This is a genomic window from Microbacterium pratiae (assembly GCF_047302165.1).
Taxonomy (GTDB): domain Bacteria; phylum Actinomycetota; class Actinomycetes; order Actinomycetales; family Microbacteriaceae; genus Microbacterium.
Genome location: NZ_CP154843.1, coordinates 2,229,666 through 2,250,711, shown reverse-complemented (window position 1 = coordinate 2,250,711; position 21,046 = coordinate 2,229,666). Strand labels below are relative to the sequence as shown.

General features: G+C 68.5%; 22 protein-coding genes and 2 tRNA genes. 8 read left to right on the top strand and 16 right to left on the bottom strand.

From position 1 onward, the window contains the following. The first annotated feature begins 48 nt into the window (after positions 1–48). Positions 49–711 carry a YczE/YyaS/YitT family protein gene (locus AA0Y20_RS10685; protein ID WP_412939195.1) on the top strand — a complete coding sequence of 221 codons (663 nt, stop codon included), beginning with the start codon at positions 49–51 and terminating at the stop codon, positions 709–711. On the opposite strand, the gene AA0Y20_RS10680 is transcribed toward AA0Y20_RS10685, so the two are convergent. Next, positions 692–841: a hypothetical protein gene (locus tag AA0Y20_RS10680; RefSeq protein ID WP_412939194.1), complete on the bottom strand. Its 150-nt coding sequence runs from the start codon at positions 839–841 to the stop codon at positions 692–694. The two genes, AA0Y20_RS10685 and AA0Y20_RS10680, sit on opposite strands and share 20 nt — an antisense overlap. 173 nt (positions 842–1,014) lie before the next feature. On the opposite strand from AA0Y20_RS10680, the gene AA0Y20_RS10675 reads away from it, so the two are divergent. Continuing rightward, positions 1,015–1,087: transfer RNA gene (locus AA0Y20_RS10675), tRNA-Arg, on the top strand. A gap of 13 nt (positions 1,088–1,100) precedes the next feature. On the opposite strand, the gene AA0Y20_RS10670 is transcribed toward AA0Y20_RS10675, so the two are convergent. The 7 genes from AA0Y20_RS10670 to AA0Y20_RS10640 all read right to left on the bottom strand — a co-directional run bounded on the left by AA0Y20_RS10670 (position 1,101) and on the right by AA0Y20_RS10640 (position 8,519). Continuing rightward, positions 1,101–1,805: a hypothetical protein gene (locus AA0Y20_RS10670; protein WP_412939193.1), complete on the bottom strand. Its 705-nt coding sequence runs from the start codon at positions 1,803–1,805 to the stop codon at positions 1,101–1,103. 66 nt (positions 1,806–1,871) lie between these two features. Beyond that, positions 1,872–3,539, bottom strand: coding sequence for an extracellular solute-binding protein (locus AA0Y20_RS10665; protein ID WP_412939192.1), 1,668 nt, complete (start codon positions 3,537–3,539; stop codon positions 1,872–1,874). 45 nt (positions 3,540–3,584) lie between these two features. After that, complete coding sequence (locus tag AA0Y20_RS10660; protein WP_412939191.1) at positions 3,585–4,511, bottom strand: carbohydrate ABC transporter permease; 927 nt, start codon at positions 4,509–4,511, stop codon at positions 3,585–3,587. Then, positions 4,508–5,536 carry an ABC transporter permease gene (locus AA0Y20_RS10655; protein ID WP_412939190.1) on the bottom strand — a complete coding sequence of 343 codons (1,029 nt, stop codon included), beginning with the start codon at positions 5,534–5,536 and terminating at the stop codon, positions 4,508–4,510. Before AA0Y20_RS10655 ends, AA0Y20_RS10660 begins: the two co-directional genes overlap by 4 nt. 42 nt (positions 5,537–5,578) lie before the next feature. Beyond that, positions 5,579–6,667 carry a Gfo/Idh/MocA family protein gene (locus AA0Y20_RS10650; protein ID WP_412939189.1) on the bottom strand — a complete coding sequence of 363 codons (1,089 nt, stop codon included), beginning with the start codon at positions 6,665–6,667 and terminating at the stop codon, positions 5,579–5,581. After that, the gene (locus AA0Y20_RS10645; RefSeq protein ID WP_412939188.1) at positions 6,664–7,392 is read right to left on the bottom strand and encodes a cupin domain-containing protein; all 729 of its coding nucleotides are present in this window, start codon (positions 7,390–7,392) and stop codon (positions 6,664–6,666) included. The genes AA0Y20_RS10650 and AA0Y20_RS10645 overlap by 4 nt, the downstream gene beginning before the upstream one ends. Beyond that, on the bottom strand, positions 7,389–8,519 hold the full coding sequence (locus AA0Y20_RS10640) for a Gfo/Idh/MocA family protein (protein ID WP_412939187.1): 1,131 nt from the start codon (positions 8,517–8,519) through the stop codon (positions 7,389–7,391). The genes AA0Y20_RS10645 and AA0Y20_RS10640 overlap by 4 nt, the downstream gene beginning before the upstream one ends. A 178-nt stretch (positions 8,520–8,697) precedes the next feature. On the opposite strand from AA0Y20_RS10640, the gene orn reads away from it, so the two are divergent. The 5 genes from orn (at position 8,698) to AA0Y20_RS10615 (ending at position 10,567) form a co-directional block, all read left to right on the top strand. Next, positions 8,698–9,321: an oligoribonuclease gene (orn, locus tag AA0Y20_RS10635; RefSeq protein ID WP_412939186.1), complete on the top strand. Its 624-nt coding sequence runs from the start codon at positions 8,698–8,700 to the stop codon at positions 9,319–9,321. 38 nt (positions 9,322–9,359) lie between these two features. After that, positions 9,360–9,435, top strand: a tRNA-His gene (locus AA0Y20_RS10630). Between the two features lie 27 nt (positions 9,436–9,462). Beyond that, positions 9,463–9,813, top strand: a complete 351-nt coding sequence (locus AA0Y20_RS10625; protein WP_412939185.1) for a metallopeptidase family protein — start codon at positions 9,463–9,465, stop codon at positions 9,811–9,813. Further along, a complete protein-coding gene (gene clpS / locus AA0Y20_RS10620) occupies positions 9,804–10,103 on the top strand; it encodes an ATP-dependent Clp protease adapter ClpS (RefSeq protein WP_412939184.1) in 300 nt (99 codons plus the stop codon). Before AA0Y20_RS10625 ends, clpS begins: the two co-directional genes overlap by 10 nt. Beyond that, positions 10,100–10,567 (top strand): DUF2017 family protein, encoded by a 468-nt coding sequence (locus tag AA0Y20_RS10615; protein ID WP_412939183.1) that lies wholly within the window; start codon positions 10,100–10,102, stop codon positions 10,565–10,567. Before clpS ends, AA0Y20_RS10615 begins: the two co-directional genes overlap by 4 nt. Here AA0Y20_RS10615 and AA0Y20_RS10610 read toward each other — a convergent pair whose 3' ends face one another. From AA0Y20_RS10610 to gatC, 6 genes are all read right to left on the bottom strand, one after another. Next, positions 10,568–11,080, bottom strand: a complete 513-nt coding sequence (locus tag AA0Y20_RS10610) for an AAA family ATPase (protein ID WP_413331490.1) — start codon at positions 11,078–11,080, stop codon at positions 10,568–10,570. It abuts the gene before it with no gap. A gap of 40 nt (positions 11,081–11,120) precedes the next feature. Then, positions 11,121–11,441, bottom strand: a complete 321-nt coding sequence (locus AA0Y20_RS10605; RefSeq protein WP_412939181.1) for a hypothetical protein — start codon at positions 11,439–11,441, stop codon at positions 11,121–11,123. 40 nt (positions 11,442–11,481) lie between these two features. Beyond that, positions 11,482–12,741 (bottom strand): DNA polymerase IV, encoded by a 1,260-nt coding sequence (gene dinB, locus AA0Y20_RS10600; RefSeq protein WP_412939180.1) that lies wholly within the window; start codon positions 12,739–12,741, stop codon positions 11,482–11,484. 115 nt (positions 12,742–12,856) lie between these two features. Further along, complete coding sequence (gene gatB, locus AA0Y20_RS10595) at positions 12,857–14,374, bottom strand: Asp-tRNA(Asn)/Glu-tRNA(Gln) amidotransferase subunit GatB (RefSeq protein WP_412939179.1); 1,518 nt, start codon at positions 14,372–14,374, stop codon at positions 12,857–12,859. After that, entirely contained in the window at positions 14,374–15,876 is a 1,503-nt protein-coding gene (gene gatA, locus AA0Y20_RS10590) for an Asp-tRNA(Asn)/Glu-tRNA(Gln) amidotransferase subunit GatA (protein WP_412939178.1), read from the bottom strand. Before gatA ends, gatB begins: the two co-directional genes overlap by 1 nt. 5 nt (positions 15,877–15,881) lie before the next feature. Then, positions 15,882–16,181: an Asp-tRNA(Asn)/Glu-tRNA(Gln) amidotransferase subunit GatC gene (gene gatC / locus AA0Y20_RS10585; protein WP_120262676.1), complete on the bottom strand. Its 300-nt coding sequence runs from the start codon at positions 16,179–16,181 to the stop codon at positions 15,882–15,884. 52 nt (positions 16,182–16,233) lie between these two features. Between gatC and AA0Y20_RS10580 the strand changes: the two genes are divergently transcribed. Beyond that, on the top strand, positions 16,234–17,931 hold the full coding sequence (locus AA0Y20_RS10580) for a long-chain-fatty-acid--CoA ligase (RefSeq protein WP_412939177.1): 1,698 nt from the start codon (positions 16,234–16,236) through the stop codon (positions 17,929–17,931). A gap of 96 nt (positions 17,932–18,027) precedes the next feature. Here the strand turns inward: AA0Y20_RS10580 and ligA are convergent, their stop codons facing one another. Then, the gene (gene ligA, locus AA0Y20_RS10575; RefSeq protein WP_412939176.1) at positions 18,028–20,340 is read right to left on the bottom strand and encodes an NAD-dependent DNA ligase LigA; all 2,313 of its coding nucleotides are present in this window, start codon (positions 20,338–20,340) and stop codon (positions 18,028–18,030) included. 9 nt (positions 20,341–20,349) lie between these two features. After that, entirely contained in the window at positions 20,350–21,024 is a 675-nt protein-coding gene (locus AA0Y20_RS10570) for a DUF4166 domain-containing protein (RefSeq protein WP_412939175.1), read from the bottom strand. Positions 21,025–21,046 lie beyond the last annotated feature (22 nt).

Genomic DNA, 21,046 nt, shown 5'->3' with positions numbered 1-21,046 from the left:
GGTAATTGGCCTCTTCCGCTACGGCCAATCCTGGGATGCAATGGTCAGGTGTTCCTCCGCCTCTCGCAGCTCATCGTCGGCCTCATCCTGTTCGGCGCCGGGTGCGCCGTCATGGTCGATGCCGGCATCGGCCTGGACCCATGGACGGTGTTCGCCGAGGGCGTGAGCACGAGAACGGGCATCGGCATCGGATGGGTCGTGAGCATCACCGGCTTCCTGGTGCTGCTTCTCTGGATCCCACTGCGGCAACGACCGGGAGTTGGCACGATCGCGAACATCCTCGTGGTGGGAGGCGCGATGCAGTTCACCCTCCCCCTGCTCAGCACCCCCGACCCCTGGGCGGCGCGGGTCGTCATGTTCCTCGTGGGAACCGTCCTCGTCGGGGTCGCCTCCGGGATCTACATCGGAGCCCGGCTGGGGCCTGGCCCGCGCGACGGTCTCATGACCGGCATCCATCAACGATGGGGGTGGCCGATCTGGGTCGGCCGTCTGACCGTCGAGGCGACCGTGCTCGTCACCGGCTGGCTGCTGGGCGGCACGGTGGGCCTCGGCACGGTTCTGTTCGCCGTTCTGATCGGTCCGATCGTGCACGTGACCCTGCCGATCTTCGACCGGCGTGTCCGCGTCCGCCCCGGCCCCACCACCGATCCCGGCGCGCCCGACGCGATGCGGGCGAGTGCCGGACCCGCCGTCAGTGCTCCCGGAACGTAGGCCAGTCCGCTCCCGGCGCCATGTGCGCGTGCAGGGCGTTCTTGGCGATCTCCATGGTCGGATAGACGCCGAGCTCCGCATCCGCCCCCGCCATGGTGACGACGTACTCGTCGTCACGGCGGCGGATCATTCCTGCGACTCCTCCGGCCCCGTACGCCACCCACAGTGCTGTCGATCGTGTCTGCGCGTTCATCATCGAACCCCTTCCGACCTCCGAAGGCTACGCCCCCGGGTGCCGCGGTGCCAGAGGCCGGGGTACCCGGCCCGACAGAACGTCCGCCGCGCGATAGCGTAGGAGCATCCGCCTCCGTAGCTCAGTGGATAGAGCAGCGGCCTTCTAATCCGTTGGTCACAGGTTCGAATCCTGTCGGGGGCACTTCGCATGCGGCTCAGGGCCGGCGCGTGAACCTCGCTGCGGTGGCGGTGACCATGGGCCGCGCCATGAGCGCGAGCAGCCCCGCGAAGGCCCAGAGGGAGAGCAGCAGGACGACCTCGGTCAGAGCGACGACCAGGAACGCCGCCACGATGAGCAGCGAGAGGACACCCAGCGAGAATCGCCACTGGGACGCGAGCTGCACCACGGCGACTCGCGCAGCGTCCCGCGCCCGGAAGTCGAACGCCGCGGTGAGGACGATCATGTGCCCGCCCCAGACGAGCGTGAGCGCACCCAGCACGCCATAGACGGGCCGAAGGACCCACCCGCCGTCGACGTCGTCGAGGTGGATGAGGTTGAAGACGAGGAGCGCCCCGACGAGGGCCAACGGCGTCGCCCACCGGAGCGTCGCCAGGAAGTCACGGCGATATGCACGGAAGAAGTGGCGGCCCGGCGACAGGTCGGTTCGCGGAACCATGGCCGCAGCCGCGCCGGCCACGAGGGCCGGTGCAAGCGGCAACAGCGCCAGGACGAACAGGGGCATGTTCGAGGTGTCGCGGTCGAGCAGCAGCACCGCGGCGACGGATGGCGAAACCGCGGCCATCAGTTGGATCTCCAGGACGATCTGGCGGTAGATGAACGCTGCGCCGCGTGACAGCGGCCCGTTGCCGACCTCATCGGCCGCGTCGACGCGGCGACTCGTGCTGGTCTCGACAGCCATTCCCTCAGCTCCTTCGCTCGGTGGCGAGACGCGGCCGACTGCCGGAGGGCGGCCGGCCGCGTCTCGTCAGCCCTGATTCTGCGTGCGCTCGAGAGCCGTGTTGAACGTCTCGATGAGCTGAGACGATCCCAGGCCCTCGAGCTGAGCCACATACGCGTCCCAGTCGTCATCGATCGAGCGCTGGCCGGTGATGAACGACGCGGTCGCAGCGTGCACGGCGTCGGTCAACTGCGTCTGCAGCAGAGAGGTGTGCTCGAGCTCGATCTCGTTGAGAAGCGGGGCGGGTGCCGTCGGGAGCTGCTCCTTCTTCTCGAGCTGCTCCGCGGTCCACGCGGCGATCTCGTCCGTCATCATCGACAGCACCAGCTCCTGGGACGAGCCGTTCGCGAGCACGAACACACCGTTGCTGTAGCCGTAGTCGGCGTTCAGCAGCTTCGGCGCGCCGGCGTTGATCGAGCTCCAGGCGATGTCGTCCATGAGCGTGCGCGTGCCGTCCGCGTCGCGCGTGAACGTCTCCCCCTCGACGCCCCACTGCGCGAACTCGAGTCCCTCGTCGGAGTAGTACAGCCAATCGACGAACTGCAGCAGGGCCTTGAAGTACGGCTTGTCGGCAGCAGCGCTCGAGATGAGGATGCCCGAGGTGAACCGACCGCTGGGGAGCTTGTCGCCCGCGGGTCCCCCGGGGAGCGAGAGCAGCCGCACCGGGACATCGCCCTGCCCCGAATCGGCGAACTTCTGGCGGTACTCGGCGATCGTCTGCGTGTTGCCGGAGATCGCCGCGGACTTGCCCGAGATGAACTTCTGTACCGCTTGGTCGTCGCTCTGCGTGATCTCCGGGTCGAGGACGCCCGCTTCCACCAGCGCGGCCGCGTCGGACACGACCTCTTTGTAGCCGTCCGACGCGCCCGTGAACACGTACTCGCCGGCGTCCTGGTCGTACCAGGTGTTGGCGTATCCCCAGCCGGCGGCAGTCGGGTAGTTCGGCGCCATGATGCTGAGCAGCGAGCCGAGCGGCGTGGCGTCCGTCCAGCGGTCCGACATCGCGTAGTCGAGCTCCGGGTTGGCCGCTTTCACCCGCTGGAGCTGGTCGAGATACTCGTCCCAGGTCGCCGGGTCTTCGGTGATGCCCGCCTCCTGCCACAGATCCTCGCGGATGGCCACCGAGTACTGGACGTCCGGCACCTCGCGCACACCCGGCAGGTGGTAGATCTTCCCGTCCTCCTGACGACGGTTCTGCAGGTCGGCGTCGAGATCCCAGTCGGCGATCTTCTGTCGGAGGTTCGGCATGTATTCGAAGTAGTCCGACACCGGCAGGATCGCGCCGCCCGACACGAACTGCGTCTCGGACCCCGCGTAGGTCGACGAGATGATGTCGGTCGCCTCGCCGCTGCCGATGAGGAGCGACTTCTTCTGGTCGAAGTCCGCCATCGGGATGTCGGTGCGGGAGAACGAGACGTTGTGGTCGTCCTTCAGATGCTGGAACAGCGACCAGTCGTCCTTGACCGGGTAGTTGGGGTGGTCTCGATACATGAGCGAGAAGTCGACGGGCTCGGTCGCCACGAAGGTGACGCCGGCTTCGAAGTCGTCCATCGCGCCGACGGACTGGGCTTCGCCGATCGTTGCGCCGCCGTCGCCGACGGCATCCTCGGTCGTGGGACCGGAGCAGGCCGCGAGCACGACCGCCGCGGCCGCCAGACCCGCCACGCCGACAAGGGTGTGTCGAGTGTTTGTCATGGTGTTTCTCCTCTGTGTGAACGCCGTCGTTCGACGTAGGGGACGTCAGCCCTTGACCGACCCGAGCATCACGCCCGAGACGAAGTAGCGCTGGATGAAGGGGTACAAGCAGATGATGGGCAGGACCGTGAGGAGCATGGTGACGGCCTGGATGTTCGCGGCGACCTGCGCCGACTCTCCGCCGATCGCTTCCTGCACTCCCGTTGCGGCGGCGATGAGGTTGCGCAGATAGACGGTCACGGGGAACAGCGACTTGTCGTCGAGGAAGAGGAACGCGTTGAACCACGAGTTCCAGATGCTGACCGCGTAGAACAACGTCATCGTCGCGAGCACCGCCTTCGATAACGGCAGCACGACGCGGAAGAAGATGCCGTAGGTCGTGAGGCCGTCGATCGCGGCAGCCTCCTCGAGCTCCTCGGGGAAGTTCTCGAAGAAGGACTTCATGACGAGCAGGTTGAACACGCTCAGCGCCCCGGGGACGACGACCGCCCAGATGCTGTTCCGCCAGCCGAGGTAGTTCGCGATGAGGATGTAGTTGGGAATGAGCCCGCCGCCGAAGAACATCGTGAAGACGGCGATGCCGACGAAGAACGTGCGCCCCTTCAGGTAGGGCTTGCTGAGGGCGTAGGCATACGTCGTGGTGATCGCCATCGCGATGAGGGTCCCGACGATCGTGTAGAGGAAAGTATTGCCGTAGTTCGTCCAGAACGTTCCGTCGTTCATCACGACGCGGAAGGTGTCGATATTGAATCCCCGCGGAACGATGTTGACCTCGCCCGCGGCGATGTAGCCCTCCGACGAGAACGCCTTCGCGACGAGATTGACGAACGGATAGAGCGTCACGACGCAGACGAGCACGAGTGCGACGGCGTTCACGACGCGGAACGCACGGTACCCGCCCGACTCGCGGATGATGCCGGTCTCGCGACGCACGCGCGCCGCGTCGGGCTTCGGGGGCAGGGCTTCGGTCACCACAGCGATGTACCAACCAATCGACGAGAGAGGGCGTTCGCGCCGAGGACCAGCACGAGGCCGATGACCGCCTCGAACAAGCCGATCGCGGTTCCGTACGAGAACTGGGCCGACTGGATGCCGACGCGGTAGAGGTAGGTCGAGATGACATCCGCCGTCGAGTAGATGAGCGGATTCTGCAGCAGGAGGACCTTCTCGAATCCCACGGCCATGAACGAGCCGATGTTGAGGATGAGGAGCACCATCATCGTCGGGCGGATTCCCGGCAGTGTGATGTGCCACGTCTGCTGCCACCGGTTCGCCCCGTCGATGCGCGACGCCTCGTACAGCTGATCGTCGATCGTGGTCAGCGCCGCCAGGTACAGGATCGTGCCCCACCCGACGGTCTGCCACACCTCAGACGAGACGTAGATCGTGCGGAACCATTCCGGCCGTTGCATGAACGGCACCGGATCGCCGCCCATGGCGTCGACGACCTGATTGACCGTTCCGTTGAGCGCCGTGAGCTGCAGCACGAGACCCGCGACGATGACGACGGACATGAAGTGCGGCAGGTAGGAGATGGTCTGCACGATGCGCTTGAACCGTCGCGACCGCAGCTCGTTAAGCATGAGCGCGAGGATGATCGGGAGCGGGAACGTGATCAGCAGCGTGAGGCCGCCGAGGACCACCGTGTTCCAGAACACCGTCCAGAACTGCTGGTTCGAGATGAAGGCCTCGAAGTAGTAGAAGCCCACCCACTCGTCGCCGAAGATCGAGCCGCCGGGGCGGAAGCGCCGGAAGGCGATGACGTTCCCGAGCATCGGCACGTATCTGAAGACGAGCAGGAAGACCACGGGCGCGAGCAGGAATGTGTAGAGGCGCCAGTCCCGGGCGAGCGCGCGGCGCCAGGTCTGCTTCGCGCGGGGAGCGCGATCGCGTCGGAACAGTCCCCGTTTCACCGGCGCTGTCGTGATCGTGCGCGTCGCGGTGCCGGCGGGCGGGGCATCCCCGAGCCGCACGGGCGGGTGGACGGATTGCGTCATTCGAAACTCCACATCGTCGTGGCTCTCGTGAGCGGGTCGCGGCTAGGGCGTGAGCGCGCCCACGGCGGACGGCGACTCGACGACCGTCGCGCCGGCCTGCGCGTGCAGACTCAGCTCCGCGGCCATCAGCGCGTGAGCCTGGCTCATGGCGGTCTCGGTTCCGTCGATGCAGTCGCGGATCAACCGCCCGAAATACGGGAACCCGGTCATGCCGTTCGCGTCGAAGCGGTGCTGCTTGTCCTGGTTGACGAGGAAGAGCTGGCCGCCGCCGTTGTCGGTCGCGATGTCGATGTACTTGCGCAGCTCGATGTACCCATCGGTACCGAGCAGGATCGTCCGCCCGTCACCGAACACGCCCAGGCCGTCGGGAGTGAACCAATCGACGCGCACGTAGCCGGTCGCGCCGTTGTCGAGGATCACGTGCGCATCCCCGAAGTCCTGGAGACCGGGGTTCTCGGGATGCGCGTAGTTCGCGATCGTGGACGTCGACACCCGACCGCCCGAAGCGCGGGTGTAGTGCAAGATCTGATCGAAGTTGTGACTGCCGATGTCGCAGAGGATGCCGCCGTACTGGGCCGGGTCGTAGAACCAGTCCGGGCGCCCGCCGCCGATGCGATGAGGCCCGAAGCACACCACCTGGACGACGCGTCCGATCGCTCCCCGCTCGATGAGCTGGTCGGCGAGGATCGCGGCCTCCGAGTGGACGCGCTCGCCGTAGTACACGGCATACAGCAGGCCCGTCCGAGCGGTCGCCTCGCGGACGGCATCCAGCTGCGCGAACGTCGTGAGCGGCGCCTTGTCGACGAACGCGTGCTTCCCGGCCTCGATGGCACGCAACCCGATCGGAGCGCGCTGCGATGGGATCGCCGCCGTCGCGACCAATCGCACCGCGGGATCGTCCAGTACCTCCTGCTCACTCGACGCGATCCGTGCTGTCGGATACTGCTTCGCGAAGGCGGCTGCGCGTGCGGTGTCCTCGTCGAAGACCCACGTCACGGTCGCACCGGCGCCGATCAGGCCATCGGTCATCCCGAAGATGTGCCCGTGGTCGAGGCCGACGGCGGCGAAAGCGAACTCCCCCGGCTCGACGACCGGGCGCGGGAGGGGATCGAAAGTGAATGAATGGCTCATCGGGGGTTCTCCTGGTCTGTCACGTCGTAGGCGCGGATGCGGCCGCACATGCCGAATGCGCGTTCACCGGACGCCGCCGGAGCGACGTGGACGCGGCCGTCGCGCAGATGGGTCAGCTCACCGCGAGCGGTCGCTTCGGTGAGCGTCAGCGAACGCTCCGCCTCCGCGAGCGCGCCCTCCCGGACGATCGATCCCCATCCGGCGGCGCGGCTGCGGACGAGGGCTCCGGCCAGTTCGTAGAACTCGTGGAGGGGTGCCATATCGCCGGCGACCGCGGCAGCCCGCAGACGCTCGAAGCCGGTGACGGCGAGGTCACGACGACGAGCTGCGCGCGCGGCCGGCCCGTCGCCCCTGCCGAGTGATGCCGCCTCGCCGTACGCGGCCGGGTCGCCGACGACCTCGGCCGGGAACGTCATCACGGCGTCGCCCGCCTCCGGCAGACCCGCATTGCTCATCAGCACGAAGACCCTGAGCCCGCCGGTGTTCACCGCCCGGTGGATCGTGCCGGGCGTGAACCAGACGACCGACCCGGGCTCGAGCGGCGTCTCGCGAAAACCGTCACGGTCGATCGTCTGGAGAGCACCGCGACCGCCGACGACGAGATAGGCCTCCGTCGATACGAGGTGCATGTGCGGGCTGCCGCCGCACGCCCCGTCCACGGTGACGTCGTCGTAGATGTCGAGGTGCGACAGCGACGTGCCGCCGGGGAACGAGGACGTGGTCACGATGCCGCCTCCACGAGCGACGCCTGCTTCTCGGAGAAGCGCGGAGCTCGATCCACGAGATGGCCCGCACGGTAGTACGGGTCACCGGCCGCGAGCGGCAGCTCGACGAACGTCCGCTCGATGCCCGCCTTATAGACGGCGGTGACGACCTCGATCGCGTTGCGACCATCCCAGCCGTCCGCCTGGGGGGCACGTCCGTCGCGGATCGCGGCGAGCAGATCTCCGATCTGTCCCGCGTGCCCGGTGTGCGCGAGCGGCGCCCGGCCTGCGACCACGCGTTCGATCGCGGCCACGAGGTCGGGATCGCCGCCCGGCGTGGGGAATCCCCCACCGTCGGCGCGCTCGGCGATCACCCGCCACGGTTGCGACACCCTGGCTTTCGCACCCTGGATGACGATCTCCTGCTCTTCGCCGTGATGCACCACCGAACTGGTGAGCTGCGCGAGGCCCCGCTCATAGCGCAGCACGGCGACGGAGAGGTCCTCGACCTCGCTGTTGTCGTGCTGCGCGTTGGCGAGCATCGCGGTGATCTCCGTCGGGCGGCCCAGCAGCCACAGCAGCAGGTCGATGTGGTGGATCGCGTGGTTGAGGGTGGAGCCGCCACCCTCTTTCTCCCAGGTCCCCCGCCACCACAGGTCGTAGTACGACAGCCCGCGCCACCAGGCCGAGTCCACGCGCACCGAGGAGATCGAGCCGAGCAGCCCCGAATCGACGACAGCCTTCAGGATCGCGAGGTCGTCGCGGAACCGGTTCTGAGCGACCACCGAGAGCACCTTGCCCGACCGCTCCTGGGCGGCGAGCATCGCGTCGCACTCTTCCAGAGACGGCGCCATCGGCTTCTCGACGAGGACGTTCACACCGGCTTCGAGGGCCGCGATCGCGAGCGCCGCGTGCGTCGACGGTGGCGTCGCGATGCTGACGAGGTCCAGCTCGGCCTCCGCGATCATCCGCAGCGGGTCGTCGTAGCCGATGGCCGCGGTCAGCCCGAACTCAGCGGCTTTCTGCGCGGCTTTGCCCGGCATGACATCCCCGAGCGCGACGATCTCGCACTCCTCGGGGAACGCGAGGTACCCGCCGATGTGGGCGCTGGCGATACCACCGGTGCCGATGATCCCGATTCTGAACATGCTTCCTCGCACTTCTACTACGTATTACTACGACGTAGTAGTCATGATGGTCATATGTGTGTCGCGCGGTCAAGAACTTTCTGAGAACAGGCTCGGGACCGCGCTGTCCGCCCGGCCGCGACCGCAGCGAGAACTCGCAGGGGCCGCCGTGTCGTGGCCGGTCACTAGGATGGGCGACATGGTGGGAACAGCCGAGAACGACCGTCTCGTATGGATCGATTGCGAGATGACGGGGCTGGATCTCAGCATCGACGAGCTCGTCGAAGTAGCCGTCATCGTCACGGACTACGAGCTCCGCCCGCTCGACCCGGGCTTCCAGCTCGTGATCCGCCCGAGCGAGGCGGCGCGAGCGAACATGGGCGACTTCGTCACGGCGATGCACGAGAGCTCGGGCCTGCTGACCGAACTCGACTCGGGTGCGGCGCTCGCCGACGCCGAGGCCGCGGTTCTCGAGTACATCCAGCGATTCGTACCCGAGGGCAAGGCGGCCCTGGCCGGCAACACGATCGGAACCGATCGGATGTTCCTCGCGAAGTACATGCCGCGCGTCGACTCGTGGCTGCACTACCGGAACGTCGACGTCTCCAGCATCAAGGAGCTTTCGCGGCGATGGTTCCCCCGCGCGTACTTCCAGGCGCCGGCCAAGGACGGCGGACACCGAGCGCTGGCCGACATCCGCGAGTCGATACGCGAGCTCGCGTACTACCGCTCCGCGGTGTTCGTGCCCGAGCCCGGACCGACCAGCGACGAGGCACGCGCAGCCGCCGAGGCCGCCGTGTCGTCGTATGCCCCATCCGTGTAATACAATCGTCTGGTTGCCCGGTTTCACCGGGAGACATGGTGGCTATAGCTCAGTTGGTAGAGCACCGCGTTGTGGTCGCGGGGGTCGCGGGTTCAAGTCCCGTTAGCCACCCCACGTAAACACCCCGGTCCGGGAGTGCGGATGATCGAGATGGATGCCGCGGAGTTCGAGCTCCTCGTCACCGATGAACTCGACCGTCTTCCGGACGACATGATCGACGGACTCGACAATGTCGTCTTCGTCGTCGAAGACCGCCCGGAAGACGGCAGTCTCGATCTGCTGGGCCTCTACGACGGTTTCGCCCTGACCGAGCGAGACCGGTACGGTCAGGGCGAGCTGCCCGATCGCATCATCGTCTACCGCGAACCGCACCTCCACGTGTGCGAGGATCTCTCCGGCCTCCGCGACGAGATACACACGACACTCGTCCACGAGATAGCTCACTTCTACGGCATCGATGACGATCGCTTGCACGAGCTGGGATGGGCCTGATGAGCACCACCCTTCCCGACATCGACATCGAGATCGATCTCCGTGCTGCCCCCGACGAACCGTGGCAGACGGTCGTGTGGAACGATCCGGTGAACCTCATGTCCTACGTCGTGCATGTCTTCCGGACCTACTTCGGATACTCACGCGATCGCGCGACCCAGCTGATGCTCGCCGTCCATCACGACGGCCACGCGATCGTCGCCGAAGGCCCCCGCGAGGCGATGGAGGCGCACACGCGCGCGATGCACGAGTTCGGCCTCTGGGCGACGGTCCGACGGGCGGACGCATGACCGCCTCCGTCGTCTTCGCCCTGCCCGCACCCGAGGCGGACTACCTGCGAGAGCTCGTGGAGCAGTACCTCGAGCTCGTCACAGCACCCGAAGATCCCCGCGACACGGCGGCGAAGCGTCTCTCCCCCGATGCCTATCCCGACGATGAGGCTGCCGCGGCGGAGTTCCGCGAGCTCACCCGAGACGATGTCGCGGCGACACGTGCCGCCGATGCGCGTCTGGTCCTCGCGACGCTGGGTGACGGCCCGATCCCCCACGATGACGCGGCGTCCGGTCAACCGCTGACACTCGACCCGCAACAGCAGACCGCCTGGCTCCGGACGCTCGCCGGCCTCCGGCTCGTGCTGGCGGAGCGCATCGGCATCAGCGACGAGAGCATCATGCCGGTCGGCGATCCTCGCTTCGACGTCTACGAGTGGCTCGGGTATCGCCAGGAGATGCTCCTCCAAGCGCTCGACGGCTGATCAGACGAGCTCGACGACGTGCGTCGCGAGGCCCCGAGGATCGTTCCGGGCGATGTGGTCCAGCTCCTGCGCAGCCCAGCGCTCCCAGTGCGGGCGGTAAGTCTCACCGTCGCGGGTCAGCGCGCGACGTCGACGGACCTCGCTCGGCGCGTCCAACCAGATACGGACGGTCGCGAAGCCGGCTGCGGCAGAAGTCAGCGCGCCGCTGCCTTCGAGGACGATCGTCTCGTCCGCGGCGACGACACGCTCCGTTCCGTAGCGGTCCGTCTCCCAATCCCACTGCTGCCAGCGCGCTGTCGCTCCCGTGCGGCGAGGGGCGAGCACACGGGCGACCGCGTACTCGGCGCCCGCGGCGAGGCCGTCCCATCCGGGATACAGCTCGTCGAGCGCGACCAGCTGCGGTGTCCGCGCGCCGATCCACCGGCGCTGGAGTTCGCGTGCCAGCGTGGACTTCCCGGCTCCGCTGCGGCCGTCGATGATGACGACGTCGCCCGGCGAGACCGCGTCGAGCACGATGCGAATGAGCGCCGCAGATGTCAGGCGCGCGGCGACCCTACTTCTTGAGGGCGCGGATGACACGGCTGAGAGCGCGGCCCACGACCCACACGAAAGGGATGCCGACAGCCACGAGCGACACGAGGTTCGGCTCGAAACGCAGATCGTCGCCCTTGCGCACGTAGGCCCCGACCGGGATGGCGTAGCCGCCGCCACCGCCACCGCTGTTGCCCTCGTCATCCTCGCCGGCACCGAAGCCGGTCCACGACAGCGCGACGGGGATGAGCTTGATGCCGTCGACATCCTGCTGTTCGCCGTACACGCTGGTGACGCCGAGATTCGCGGTCTGCTTGCCGAGTTCGAGTGCGAGGTTGGGCATGGACCCACCGTACCCCTCGCCGGGCGCCTCGGTACAGGTGTCAGTGTTCGTGATCGGGTCGCGGATTGGTCGGCATGGCGCCGACATCGCGGCGCGGCCCGAGGACACTCGCTCGTGTGACCGCACCTCTCCCGAAGCGGGCCCGCGCTCCATCGAGCGCGTCGTCGACGCGCCGCCACTCCTCGTCGTCGTCCCACAGGGCCAAGCCCCCGGTGCCGTCCGGTCGGAGCTTCTCAGCGCGCACACCGATCAGCCTCACCGGCTGCGACAGTTCGACGGTGCTGAGCAGTTCGATCGCGGCTGAGCCGATGCGCTGACCGACATTCGTCGCCAACGGCAGCGTTTGCGAGCGGGAGTAGGTCGAGAAGTCGCTCAGACGAACCTTTATCGACACGGTCGCGGCCTCCCAGCCGCCCGCACGCAACCGGGCGCCGACCCGGTCGGCGAGGCGCCTGAGCTCGGAGCGCAGCACGGTGAGGTCGGTGACGTCGCGCGAGAACGTCTCCTCGTGCGAGATGCTCTTCTCGGCCCGCTCCGTCTGGACCTGGCGAGCATCGTGGCCCCGCGAGAGATGCCACACCCGCTCGCCCATGGCCGGACCGAGGGCCCTGTCGAGAACCGACCTGGGGGTGTCCCACACATCTGCGACCGTGCGGATGCCCCGAGTGAGCAGCGCCTCGGCTGCTTTCGGCCCGACGCCCCACAGCGCTCCGACAGGACGTCCGCCGAGGAATCGGAGCGTCTGCTCCTCCGTGACGACGAGCAGGCCGTCGGGCTTGGAGATCGTCGACGCCATCTTCGCGACGTGCTTCGTCGCTGCGACGCCGACGCTGCACGTGAGGCCGGTCTCGCTCAGGACGCGCCGGCGGATGAGCTGCGCGATCTCGCGCGGGCTCCCCCAGAGCCGACGGGCGCCGCTCACGTCGAGGAAAGCCTCGTCGATCGACAGCGGTTCGACGAGCGGGGTGATCGATCGGAAGATCTCCATCACGCGCCGCGAGAGCTCGGTGTAGCGCTCGAACGACGTCGGCACGACGATCGCCTGCGGACACAGCTGCAGTGCGCGCGCGACCGGCATCGCAGACCGCACGCCGAAGCGACGCGCTTCGTATGAGGCGCTCGAGACCACTCCGCGGCGCTCGACTCCGCCGACGATGATCGGCTTGCCCGCGAGCGAGGGATCGTCCAGCACCGCGACCGCCGCGTAGAACGCATCCATATCGACGTGCAGGATGCGGGTGCCCGTGTCGTCCGCGTCCGGCGGCGACACCATGCGTCCCGTGCCGTCGCCGCGTCCCATGCGTCTATTCTCGCGGGTACCGCCGACACCGGTCGTATGCCCGCACATGGAGACGGCACCGCCGCCTCGGAGGAGGTGTCGGCGGTGCCGTTCCCGGTATGCGGAGAAGTCGGACCTACTGTGCCGCGCGCTCGAGGATCAGCTCGCGCACACGTGCGGCGTCGGCCTGGCCCTTCATCGCCTTCATGACGGCGCCGATGACCGCTCCCGCGGCCTGGACCTTGCCGTCCTTGATCTTCGCCAGGACGTCCGGCTGCGCGGCGAGGGCCTCGTCGATCGCGGCGATCAGCGCACCGTCGTCGGAGACCACGGCCAGCCCACGAGCATCCACGACTTCCTGCGGCGAGCCTTCGCCGTCGATGACGCCTTCGAGAACCTGACGGGCCAGCTTGTCGGTCAGGGTTCCGGCATCGACCAGCTGCTGCAGCGCCGCCACGTCAGCGGGTGACACCAGTGCCTGCGGCTCCGCGCCACGCGCATTCGCGACGCGCGTGATCTCACCGGTCCACCACTTGCGTGCCGAGGAGGGGGATGCCCCCGCAGCGACCGTCGCGTCGACTTCGGCGAGGAGGCCGCCGTTGACGACATCCTGGAACTCGAGATCCGTGAAGCCCCATTCGCCCTGCAGACGGCGGCGTCGGGCGGCCGGCGGCTCGGGCAGTGCCGCGCGAAGCTCCTCGATCAGCTCGGGTGACGGCGCGACCGGCAGCAGATCGGGCTCCGGGAAGTACCGGTAATCGTCGGCGTCCGACTTCGGACGGCCCGGCGAGGTCGTTCCGGTGTCCTCGTGCCAGTGCCGAGTCTCCTGCGTGATGGTCCCGCCCTCGGCGAGGATCGCGGCCTGACGCTGGATCTCGTAGCGCACCGCGCGCTCGACGGAACGCATCGAGTTGACGTTCTTCGTCTCGGTGCGCGTGCCGAGCTTCTCCTGCCCCCGCGGGCGCAGCGACACGTTCGCGTCGCACCGCAGGTTCCCGCGCTCGAGACGCGCCTCCGAGATGCCGAGACCGATCACGATGTCGCGGATGGTGCGGACGTACGCCTTCGCGATCTCGGGCGCGCGGTGCTCGGCGCCGAAGATCGGCTTGGTCACGATCTCGACGAGGGGCACTCCGGCACGGTTGTAGTCGACGAGCGAGAACTCGGCGCCCTGAATGCGTCCGGCCGCGCCGCCCATGTGGCTGAGCTTGCCGGCGTCCTCCTCCATATGCGCCCGCTCGATGTCGACCGTCACGGTGGTGCCGTCGGAGAGCTCGACCTCGACCGCGCCCTCGAACGCGATCGGCTCGTCGTACTGCGAGATCTGGTAGTTCTTGCCGAGGTCCGGGTAGAAGTAGTTCTTCCGCGCGAAGCGGCTCGAGGGTGCGATCGAGCAGCCGAGCGCGAGACCCAGGCTGATCGACGACCGGATCGCCGTCTCGTTCACGACAGGGAGCGCCCCGGGCAGACCCATGTCGACGGGCGCGACGAGGGTGTTCGGAGCGGCGCCGTGGTTCTCGGGATGAGCGGGGTTCGCCGCCGGGGAGAACATCTTCGTGCGCGTGTTCAGCTCGACGTGGACCTCGAAGCCGAGGACGGGCTCGAACAGCTCGAGCGCCTTGTCGTAGTCCATCAGTGCGACCTTGGCAGCCATCAGCGTGCCCCTCCCAGGATCGGTGCGCGGTCGAGCAGCGGGCCGCCCCAGCTGTCGACCAGCAGAGTCTCGAGCGCGGCGCCGACGCGATAGAGCTGCGCGTCCTGGCGCGCCGGCGCGATGAACTGGATGCCGACCGGCAGGCCGTCGTCATCCGACAGCCCCGACGGAATGGAGATCCCCGGAACGCCGGCGAGATTGACCGGAATGGTCGTCACGTCGTTGAGGTACATCTGCAGCGGATCGTCGATCTTCTCGCCGAGACGGAACGCGGTCGTGGGTGCGGACGGAGTCGCGATGACGTCGACCTGCGCGAACGCCTCGTCGAAGTCGCGCTGGATGAGCGTCCGCACCTTCTGCGCACTGCCGTAGTAGGCGTCGTAATAGCCCGCCGACAAGGCGTAGGTGCCGAGGATGATGCGGCGCTTGACCTCGTCGCCGAATCCGGCTTCGCGCGTCGCCGACATGACGTCCTCCACGGTGCCGCCCGGGACATCGACGCGCAGCCCGAAGCGGACCGAGTCGAACTTCGCGAGGTTGCTCGACGCCTCGGCCGGGAGGATCAGGTAGTACGCCGCGACCCCGTACTCGAAGTGAGGCGCACTGATCTCGACGATCTCGGCCCCCTGGGCCTCCATCGCCGCCAGCGAGGCGCGGAACGAGGCGCTGACGCCCGGCTGGAAGCCCACGTCGGCCAGCTCGCGGATGACTCCGACCTTGAGCCCGCGGAGCACGTCGCCCCGGGCGCCCTCGCGTGCCGCGGCGGCGAAGGACGGCCACTGCTCCGCGAGCGACGTCGAGTCGTGCGGATCGTGCCCGCCGATGACGTCGTGCAGGAGCGCCGAGTCGAGGACGGTGCGCGAGACGGGGCCGACCTGGTCGAGGCTGGAGGCGAGCGCGATGGAGCCGTAGCGGCTGACGCCGCCGTACGTCGGCTTGACACCGACCGTGCCCGTGACGTGCGCGGGCTGACGGATCGAGCCTCCGGTGTCGGATCCGAGGGCGAGGGGTGCCTCGAACGCGGCGACGGCGGCGGCGGAACCGCCACCGGAGCCGCCGGGGATGCGGTTGAGATCCCACGGGTTGCGGGTCGGCCCGTACGCGGAGTGCTCGGTCGAGGACCCCATCGCGAACTCGTCCATGTTCGTCTTGCCGAGCGGGACCAGCCCCGCAGCGCGAGCACGCGCGACGACCGTCGCGTCGTACGGCGACATGAACCCTTCGAGGATCTTCGACCCGCTCGTCGACGGCATGTCGGTCGTGACGAGCACGTCCTTGATCGCCAGCGGGACGCCCGCGAGTTCGCCCAGTTCCTCACCGGCGGCGCGGCGCGCGTCGATCTCGCCCGCGACACGGAGGGCGTGGTCCGAGACGTGCAGGAAGGCATGAACGTCGCCGTCGACGGCGGCGATGCGGTCGAGGTGGGCCTGCGTCACCTCGACACTGCTGACGCTGCCGTCGGCCAGACGGGCGGCCAGCTCGGCGGCGGTCGAACGGATCATGTCGCTCACTGTTCCTCCCCCAGGATCGCGGTCACGCGGAACCGGTCATCCGCACGCTCGGGCGCATTCTGCAGCACCTGCTCGAGCGTGAGCATGTCGCCCGGGACGTCTTCGCGGAAGACGTTCTCGAGGGCGATCGGGTGGCTCGTGGCCGGGACGTCCGGCGTCGCCACCTCCGACACCTTCGCGATGTTGTCGACGATCGCGTCGAGCTGTCCGGTGAGACGCTCGACCTCCTCGTCGTTCAGCTGGATCCGGGCGAGCACGCCGAGGTGGCGCACGAGATCGGGGGTGATTTCTGACACCCGTCGATTCTAGTTGGGGCCCGATCGCTCGCGAGACCCGTAGGGTGTCAGCGTGACGACCTACGACCCGCCACGTCCCTGGATCGCCAGCTACGCCGACGGGGTGCCGGAGGACCTGGCCCCCATCGAGGGTTCGCTTGTCGACATCGTCGCGACGTCCGCGCGCGAGCATCCGGATGCGCCCGCCCTCGAGTTCTTCGGCCGCACGGTGTCGTACCAGCAGCTGCAGGAGCGGATCGAGCGAGCGGCCGCGTACCTGCGGGATGCCGGTGTCCGCCGCGGCGACCGTGTCGCGATCGTGCTCCCGAACTGCCCGCAGCACATCGTCGCGTTCTACGCCGTGCTGCGTCTCGGCGCGGTCGTCATCGAGCACAATCCGCTCTACACGCCGCGCGAGATGCGCAAGCAGTTCGAGGACCACGGCGCGAAGGTCGCCATCGTGTGGAGCAAGCTCGTCTCGGTGCTGCTCGAGTTCCCGGACGATCTCGCGCTCAACGCCGTCATCTCCGTCGACATCACCACAGCCATGCCTCTCGGCATGAGGGCCGCGCTCCGACTTCCGGTCGCGAAAGCGCGCGAGTCACGCGAGGCTCTGACCGCTCCCGTCGCCCGTAGCAGCGTGCACGGCTTCTGGTCGGACGCCGAACGGCACGACCCGCTCCCCGCGAGCCACGTCGGCCCGACGACGGGCGACCTCGCTCTCATCCAGTACACGAGCGGCACGACCGGGAACCCCAAGGGAGCCGCCCTCACGCATCGGAACCTCCTGGCGAACGCCGCGCAGGCACAGGCATGGACACCGACCATCCAACGCGGCGACGGCTGCGTCGTCTACGCCGTGCTGCCCATGTTCCACGCATACGGGCTCACGCTCTGCCTGACCTTCGCGATGTCGATGGGGGCCCGTCTCGTCCTCTTCCCGAAGTTCGATCCGGCCCTCGTGCTGGCCGTGCACAAGCGGCATCCGGCCACTCTCCTTCCGCTCGTGCCCCCGATCGCCGAGCGTCTGCTGGCCGCAGCCGATGCGGCGGGCGTGTCGCTCGCCGGCACTCAGGTCGCGATCTCCGGAGCGATGGCGCTGCCCCACGAGCTCGTCGTCCCCTTCGAGGCATCGACCGGCGGATACCTCGTCGAGGGCTACGGGCTCTCGGAGTGCTCGCCCGTGCTGATGGCCAACCCCGTCGCGGAGAACCGCGTCCCCGGCACCGTCGGCCTTCCGCTCCCCGGTACCGAGTGCCGCGTCGTGGACCCGGACGAACCGACGCGCGACGTCGAGCCCGGCGGTCGCGGCGAACTCCTCGTTCGCGGCCCGCAGGTGTTCACCGGCTACTACGGCAAGCCCGAGGAGACCGAGAAGGTGTTCGTCGACGGCTGGTTCCGAACCGGCGACATCGTCACGATCGACGAGGCGGGCTTCGTCCGGATCGTCGACCGGATCAAGGAGCTCATCATCACCGGCGGCTTCAACGTCGCCCCCACCGAGGTCGAGATCGCCTTGCGGCAGCACCCTCAGATCGCCGATGCTGCGGTGGTGGGCCTGCCCAGCGATCACTCCGGCGAAGACGTCGTCGCCGCCGTCGTTGCCGCCCCCGGGGCGACGATCGACGAGGCCGACGTCCGCGACTTCTGCCGCGGCATCCTGACCCCGTACAAGGTGCCGCGCAGGGTGGTCGTCGTCGACGAGCTACCGAAGTCCATGATCGGCAAGGTGCTGCGTCGCCAGGTCCGCGATCGGCTGCTGGCCGGCTGACACCGGCCACGCTTCAAGTTCGCGCTGGACCGGCGCCGATCGGGATCACGACGGCCTGATCGGGCCGGGTGATCCCGTCGCGATGACGCTCGCCGCTCACGAGTCGAGAGCCGCCGGCCCCTGCTCGACGAGGACACGGAACTGCGCGGCGTCGATGATCCGCACGCCGAGCTGTTCGGCCTTCGCCAGCTTGGAGCCTGCGCCCGGCCCCGCCGCCACGAAGTCGGTCTTCTTCGAGACGGAGGACCCGGCCTTGCCGCCGGCCGCGAGGATCGCCTCCTGCGCGCCTTCACGGGTGTAGCCCTCGAGCGATCCCGTCGCCACGACGGTGATCCCCTCGAGGACTCCTCCCTCGACGGCGGCAGCACCGGGCCCGGGATGACCCGGTACCTCGAGGCGCGCTCCGGCCACTTCCCACCGTTCGACGATCTCGCGGTGCCAGTCGACCTCGAACCAGTCGATCAGGGAGTCGGCGATGATCCCACCCACGCCTTCGACGGCCGCCAGCTCGTCGCGCGACGCAGCCCGGATCGCCGCGATCGAGCCGAACCACTGGGCGAGCGCTCGGGCCGCGATCGGACCGACGTGACGGATGCTGAGCGCGACGAGGAACCGCCACAGCTCTTTCGTCTTCGCCTTCTCAAGCTCATCGAGGAGCTTCAGCGCCTGCGCCGAGGGCTGCGGGCCGGTCAGCCCTTCCTTCTTCTCCGCGGACGACGGGTTGCGCCGGAAGGGGGCACGCCGCACGGGTTCGCCCGTCTTGTCATCGACGCGCGGCTCGCCCGTCTCGGAGTCGCGGACGAGTACCTCGATCGGTACGAGCTGGTCGAGGGTGAGCTCGAAGAGGGCGGCCTCGGTCACCAGCGGTGGTGTCGCGTCGCCGAGCGGCTGCGTCAGCGCTGCCGCGGTGACCTCGCCCAGCGCCTCGATGTCGAGGGCACCCCGAGATCCGACGTGCTCGACACGGCCACGGACCTGCGCCGGGCAGGAGCGCGCGTTCGGGCAACGGAGGTCGATGTCACCCTCCTTCGCGGGGCGGAGCGGCGACCCGCACTCGGGACAGTTCGCGGGCATCACGAACGCGCGCTCCGTACCGTCACGAAGCTCGACCACGGGTCCGAGCACCTCGGGGATGACGTCGCCCGCCTTCCGCAGGACGACGGTGTCGCCGATGAGGACGCCCTTCGCGCGGACGACGTCCTGGTTGTGGAGCGTCGCCTGCCGCACGACGCTGCCCGCGACGCGGGCGGGGGCCATCACGGCGAATGGAGTGGCGCGGCCCGTGCGACCGACGGAGACGACGATGTCGAGCAGCTTGGTGTTGACCTGCTCGGGCGGATACTTGTAGGCAATCGCCCATCGCGGCGCGCGGCTCGTGGCACCCAGCTCGTCGTGCAGCGCCAGCTCGTCGATCTTCACCACGACGCCGTCGAGCTCGTGCTCCACACTGTGACGGTTCTCGCCGTAGTGAGCGACGTACCCGAGGACACCGTCGATGCTCTCGTGCGTCTGCGAGTGCGGGCTGATGGGCAGACCCCACTCAGCCAGGAGCGCGTAGATCTCGCTCTGCGAGGACACGGGCGGGTTCTGCCAGGCGCCGATGCCGTGCACGTAGAGCCGGAGGGAGCGGACACGGGCCTCCGACGCTTCGAGCTCGAGGCCCGTCTTCTTGTCGAGCTGCTGGCGCAGGCCGCCGCTTGCGGCGTTGCGCGGGTTCGCGAAAGCAGGGAATCGGCGCTCGGCACTGATGCGGGCACGCTCTTCGTCGAACGCGCGGGATCGGGACCGCGCCTCGTCGACCACCCGGTCGCGCATCTCGGCCTGGAGGGCGTTGAGTCGGGCGAACTCGGCGACGGGGATGAAGATCTCGCCGCGCACCTCGACGATCGGCGGGTGCCCGGTGCCCTCGAGCCGCTCCGGGATCCCGGCCACACGCAGGGCATTGACCGTCACGTCCTCGCCCACGCGACCGTCGCCGCGCGTCGCCGCCGAGGTCAGCACACCGTTCTCGTAGCGGAGGCTGATCGCCAGTCCGTCGATCTTGAGCTCGGAGAGCCAGCGCACGGGGCGCCCGGCCGCTGCCGCCGCCTTGACGCACCAGTCGGTCAGCTCTTCGGGAGAGAAGACGTTGTCGAGACTCAGCATGCGCTCGGCATGAGTGACCGGTGCGAACAGCGTCGACTCGGCGGCACCGACGGTCTGGGTGGGCGAATCCTGGGACTGCAGCTCGGGATGCAACCTCTCGAGCGCATCGAGGCGATGCATCCAGCCGTCGTACGTCGCATCGTCGACGACCTCGGCATCGCGCCCGTAGTACGCGTCGCGTGCCGTAGTGATCCGCTCGATCAGATCGCGGGCTTCTGCGCGCGCCTCGTCGAGGGTGATCTCAGGGAGTTCTCGGTCTGCCACCCCGTCAGTCTAGGCAGGGGGTACGACGCCCCTGCCGGGCTTCCCGTCCAGCGGCTGGATGCGGTACGCGAACGTGCCTTCGTAACGGAACAGCTCGCCCAGGAGCCAGGCGCGGACCCTCACGTCCACGTGCTGCGATGTCCCGTTCGCACGTCCCGCCGTCTCGGTGACCTCGACTCCCGCGACCCTCGGGAGCGGCAGCCGGACGCGGCCGAGATGCAGGGCGAGCCCCACGGATCGTAGCCGCATCCCGCTGGCTTCCGCCCGGGCACGCAGCCGCACCTCCAGCCCGCCGCGACATCCGAGCCGATCGATGATCTCCCCCGAACGACCAATGCTCATCGCGTCCACCATGCGTCGCTGCGCACCCGGGAAGAAGAAGTCGCGCTCGGCGCGGAGCGAGCCGTCTCGTTGCGGCATGTTCGTGATCGCGAACGGCACGGCGGCGCCGCGCTCGGGGAACATCACCCCGCGCCCCGCGAACAGGCGCACCACGGGCCTCAGCCAGCGGGGTCCGCAGTAGCCCGCGTCGTCGTAGACGCCCTGACCGATGCCCACGCATCCGGCGGGTATGGCGCCGAAGTAGACCCGGAGCGAGGGCGGCATCCGCGACAGATCGGCACCGAGGGCCCGCTCGTAGACCGAACGGCCATCTTCTGCGGTTGCGGGTACTCGACTGAACATGTTCAGAACGTACTACGATGGC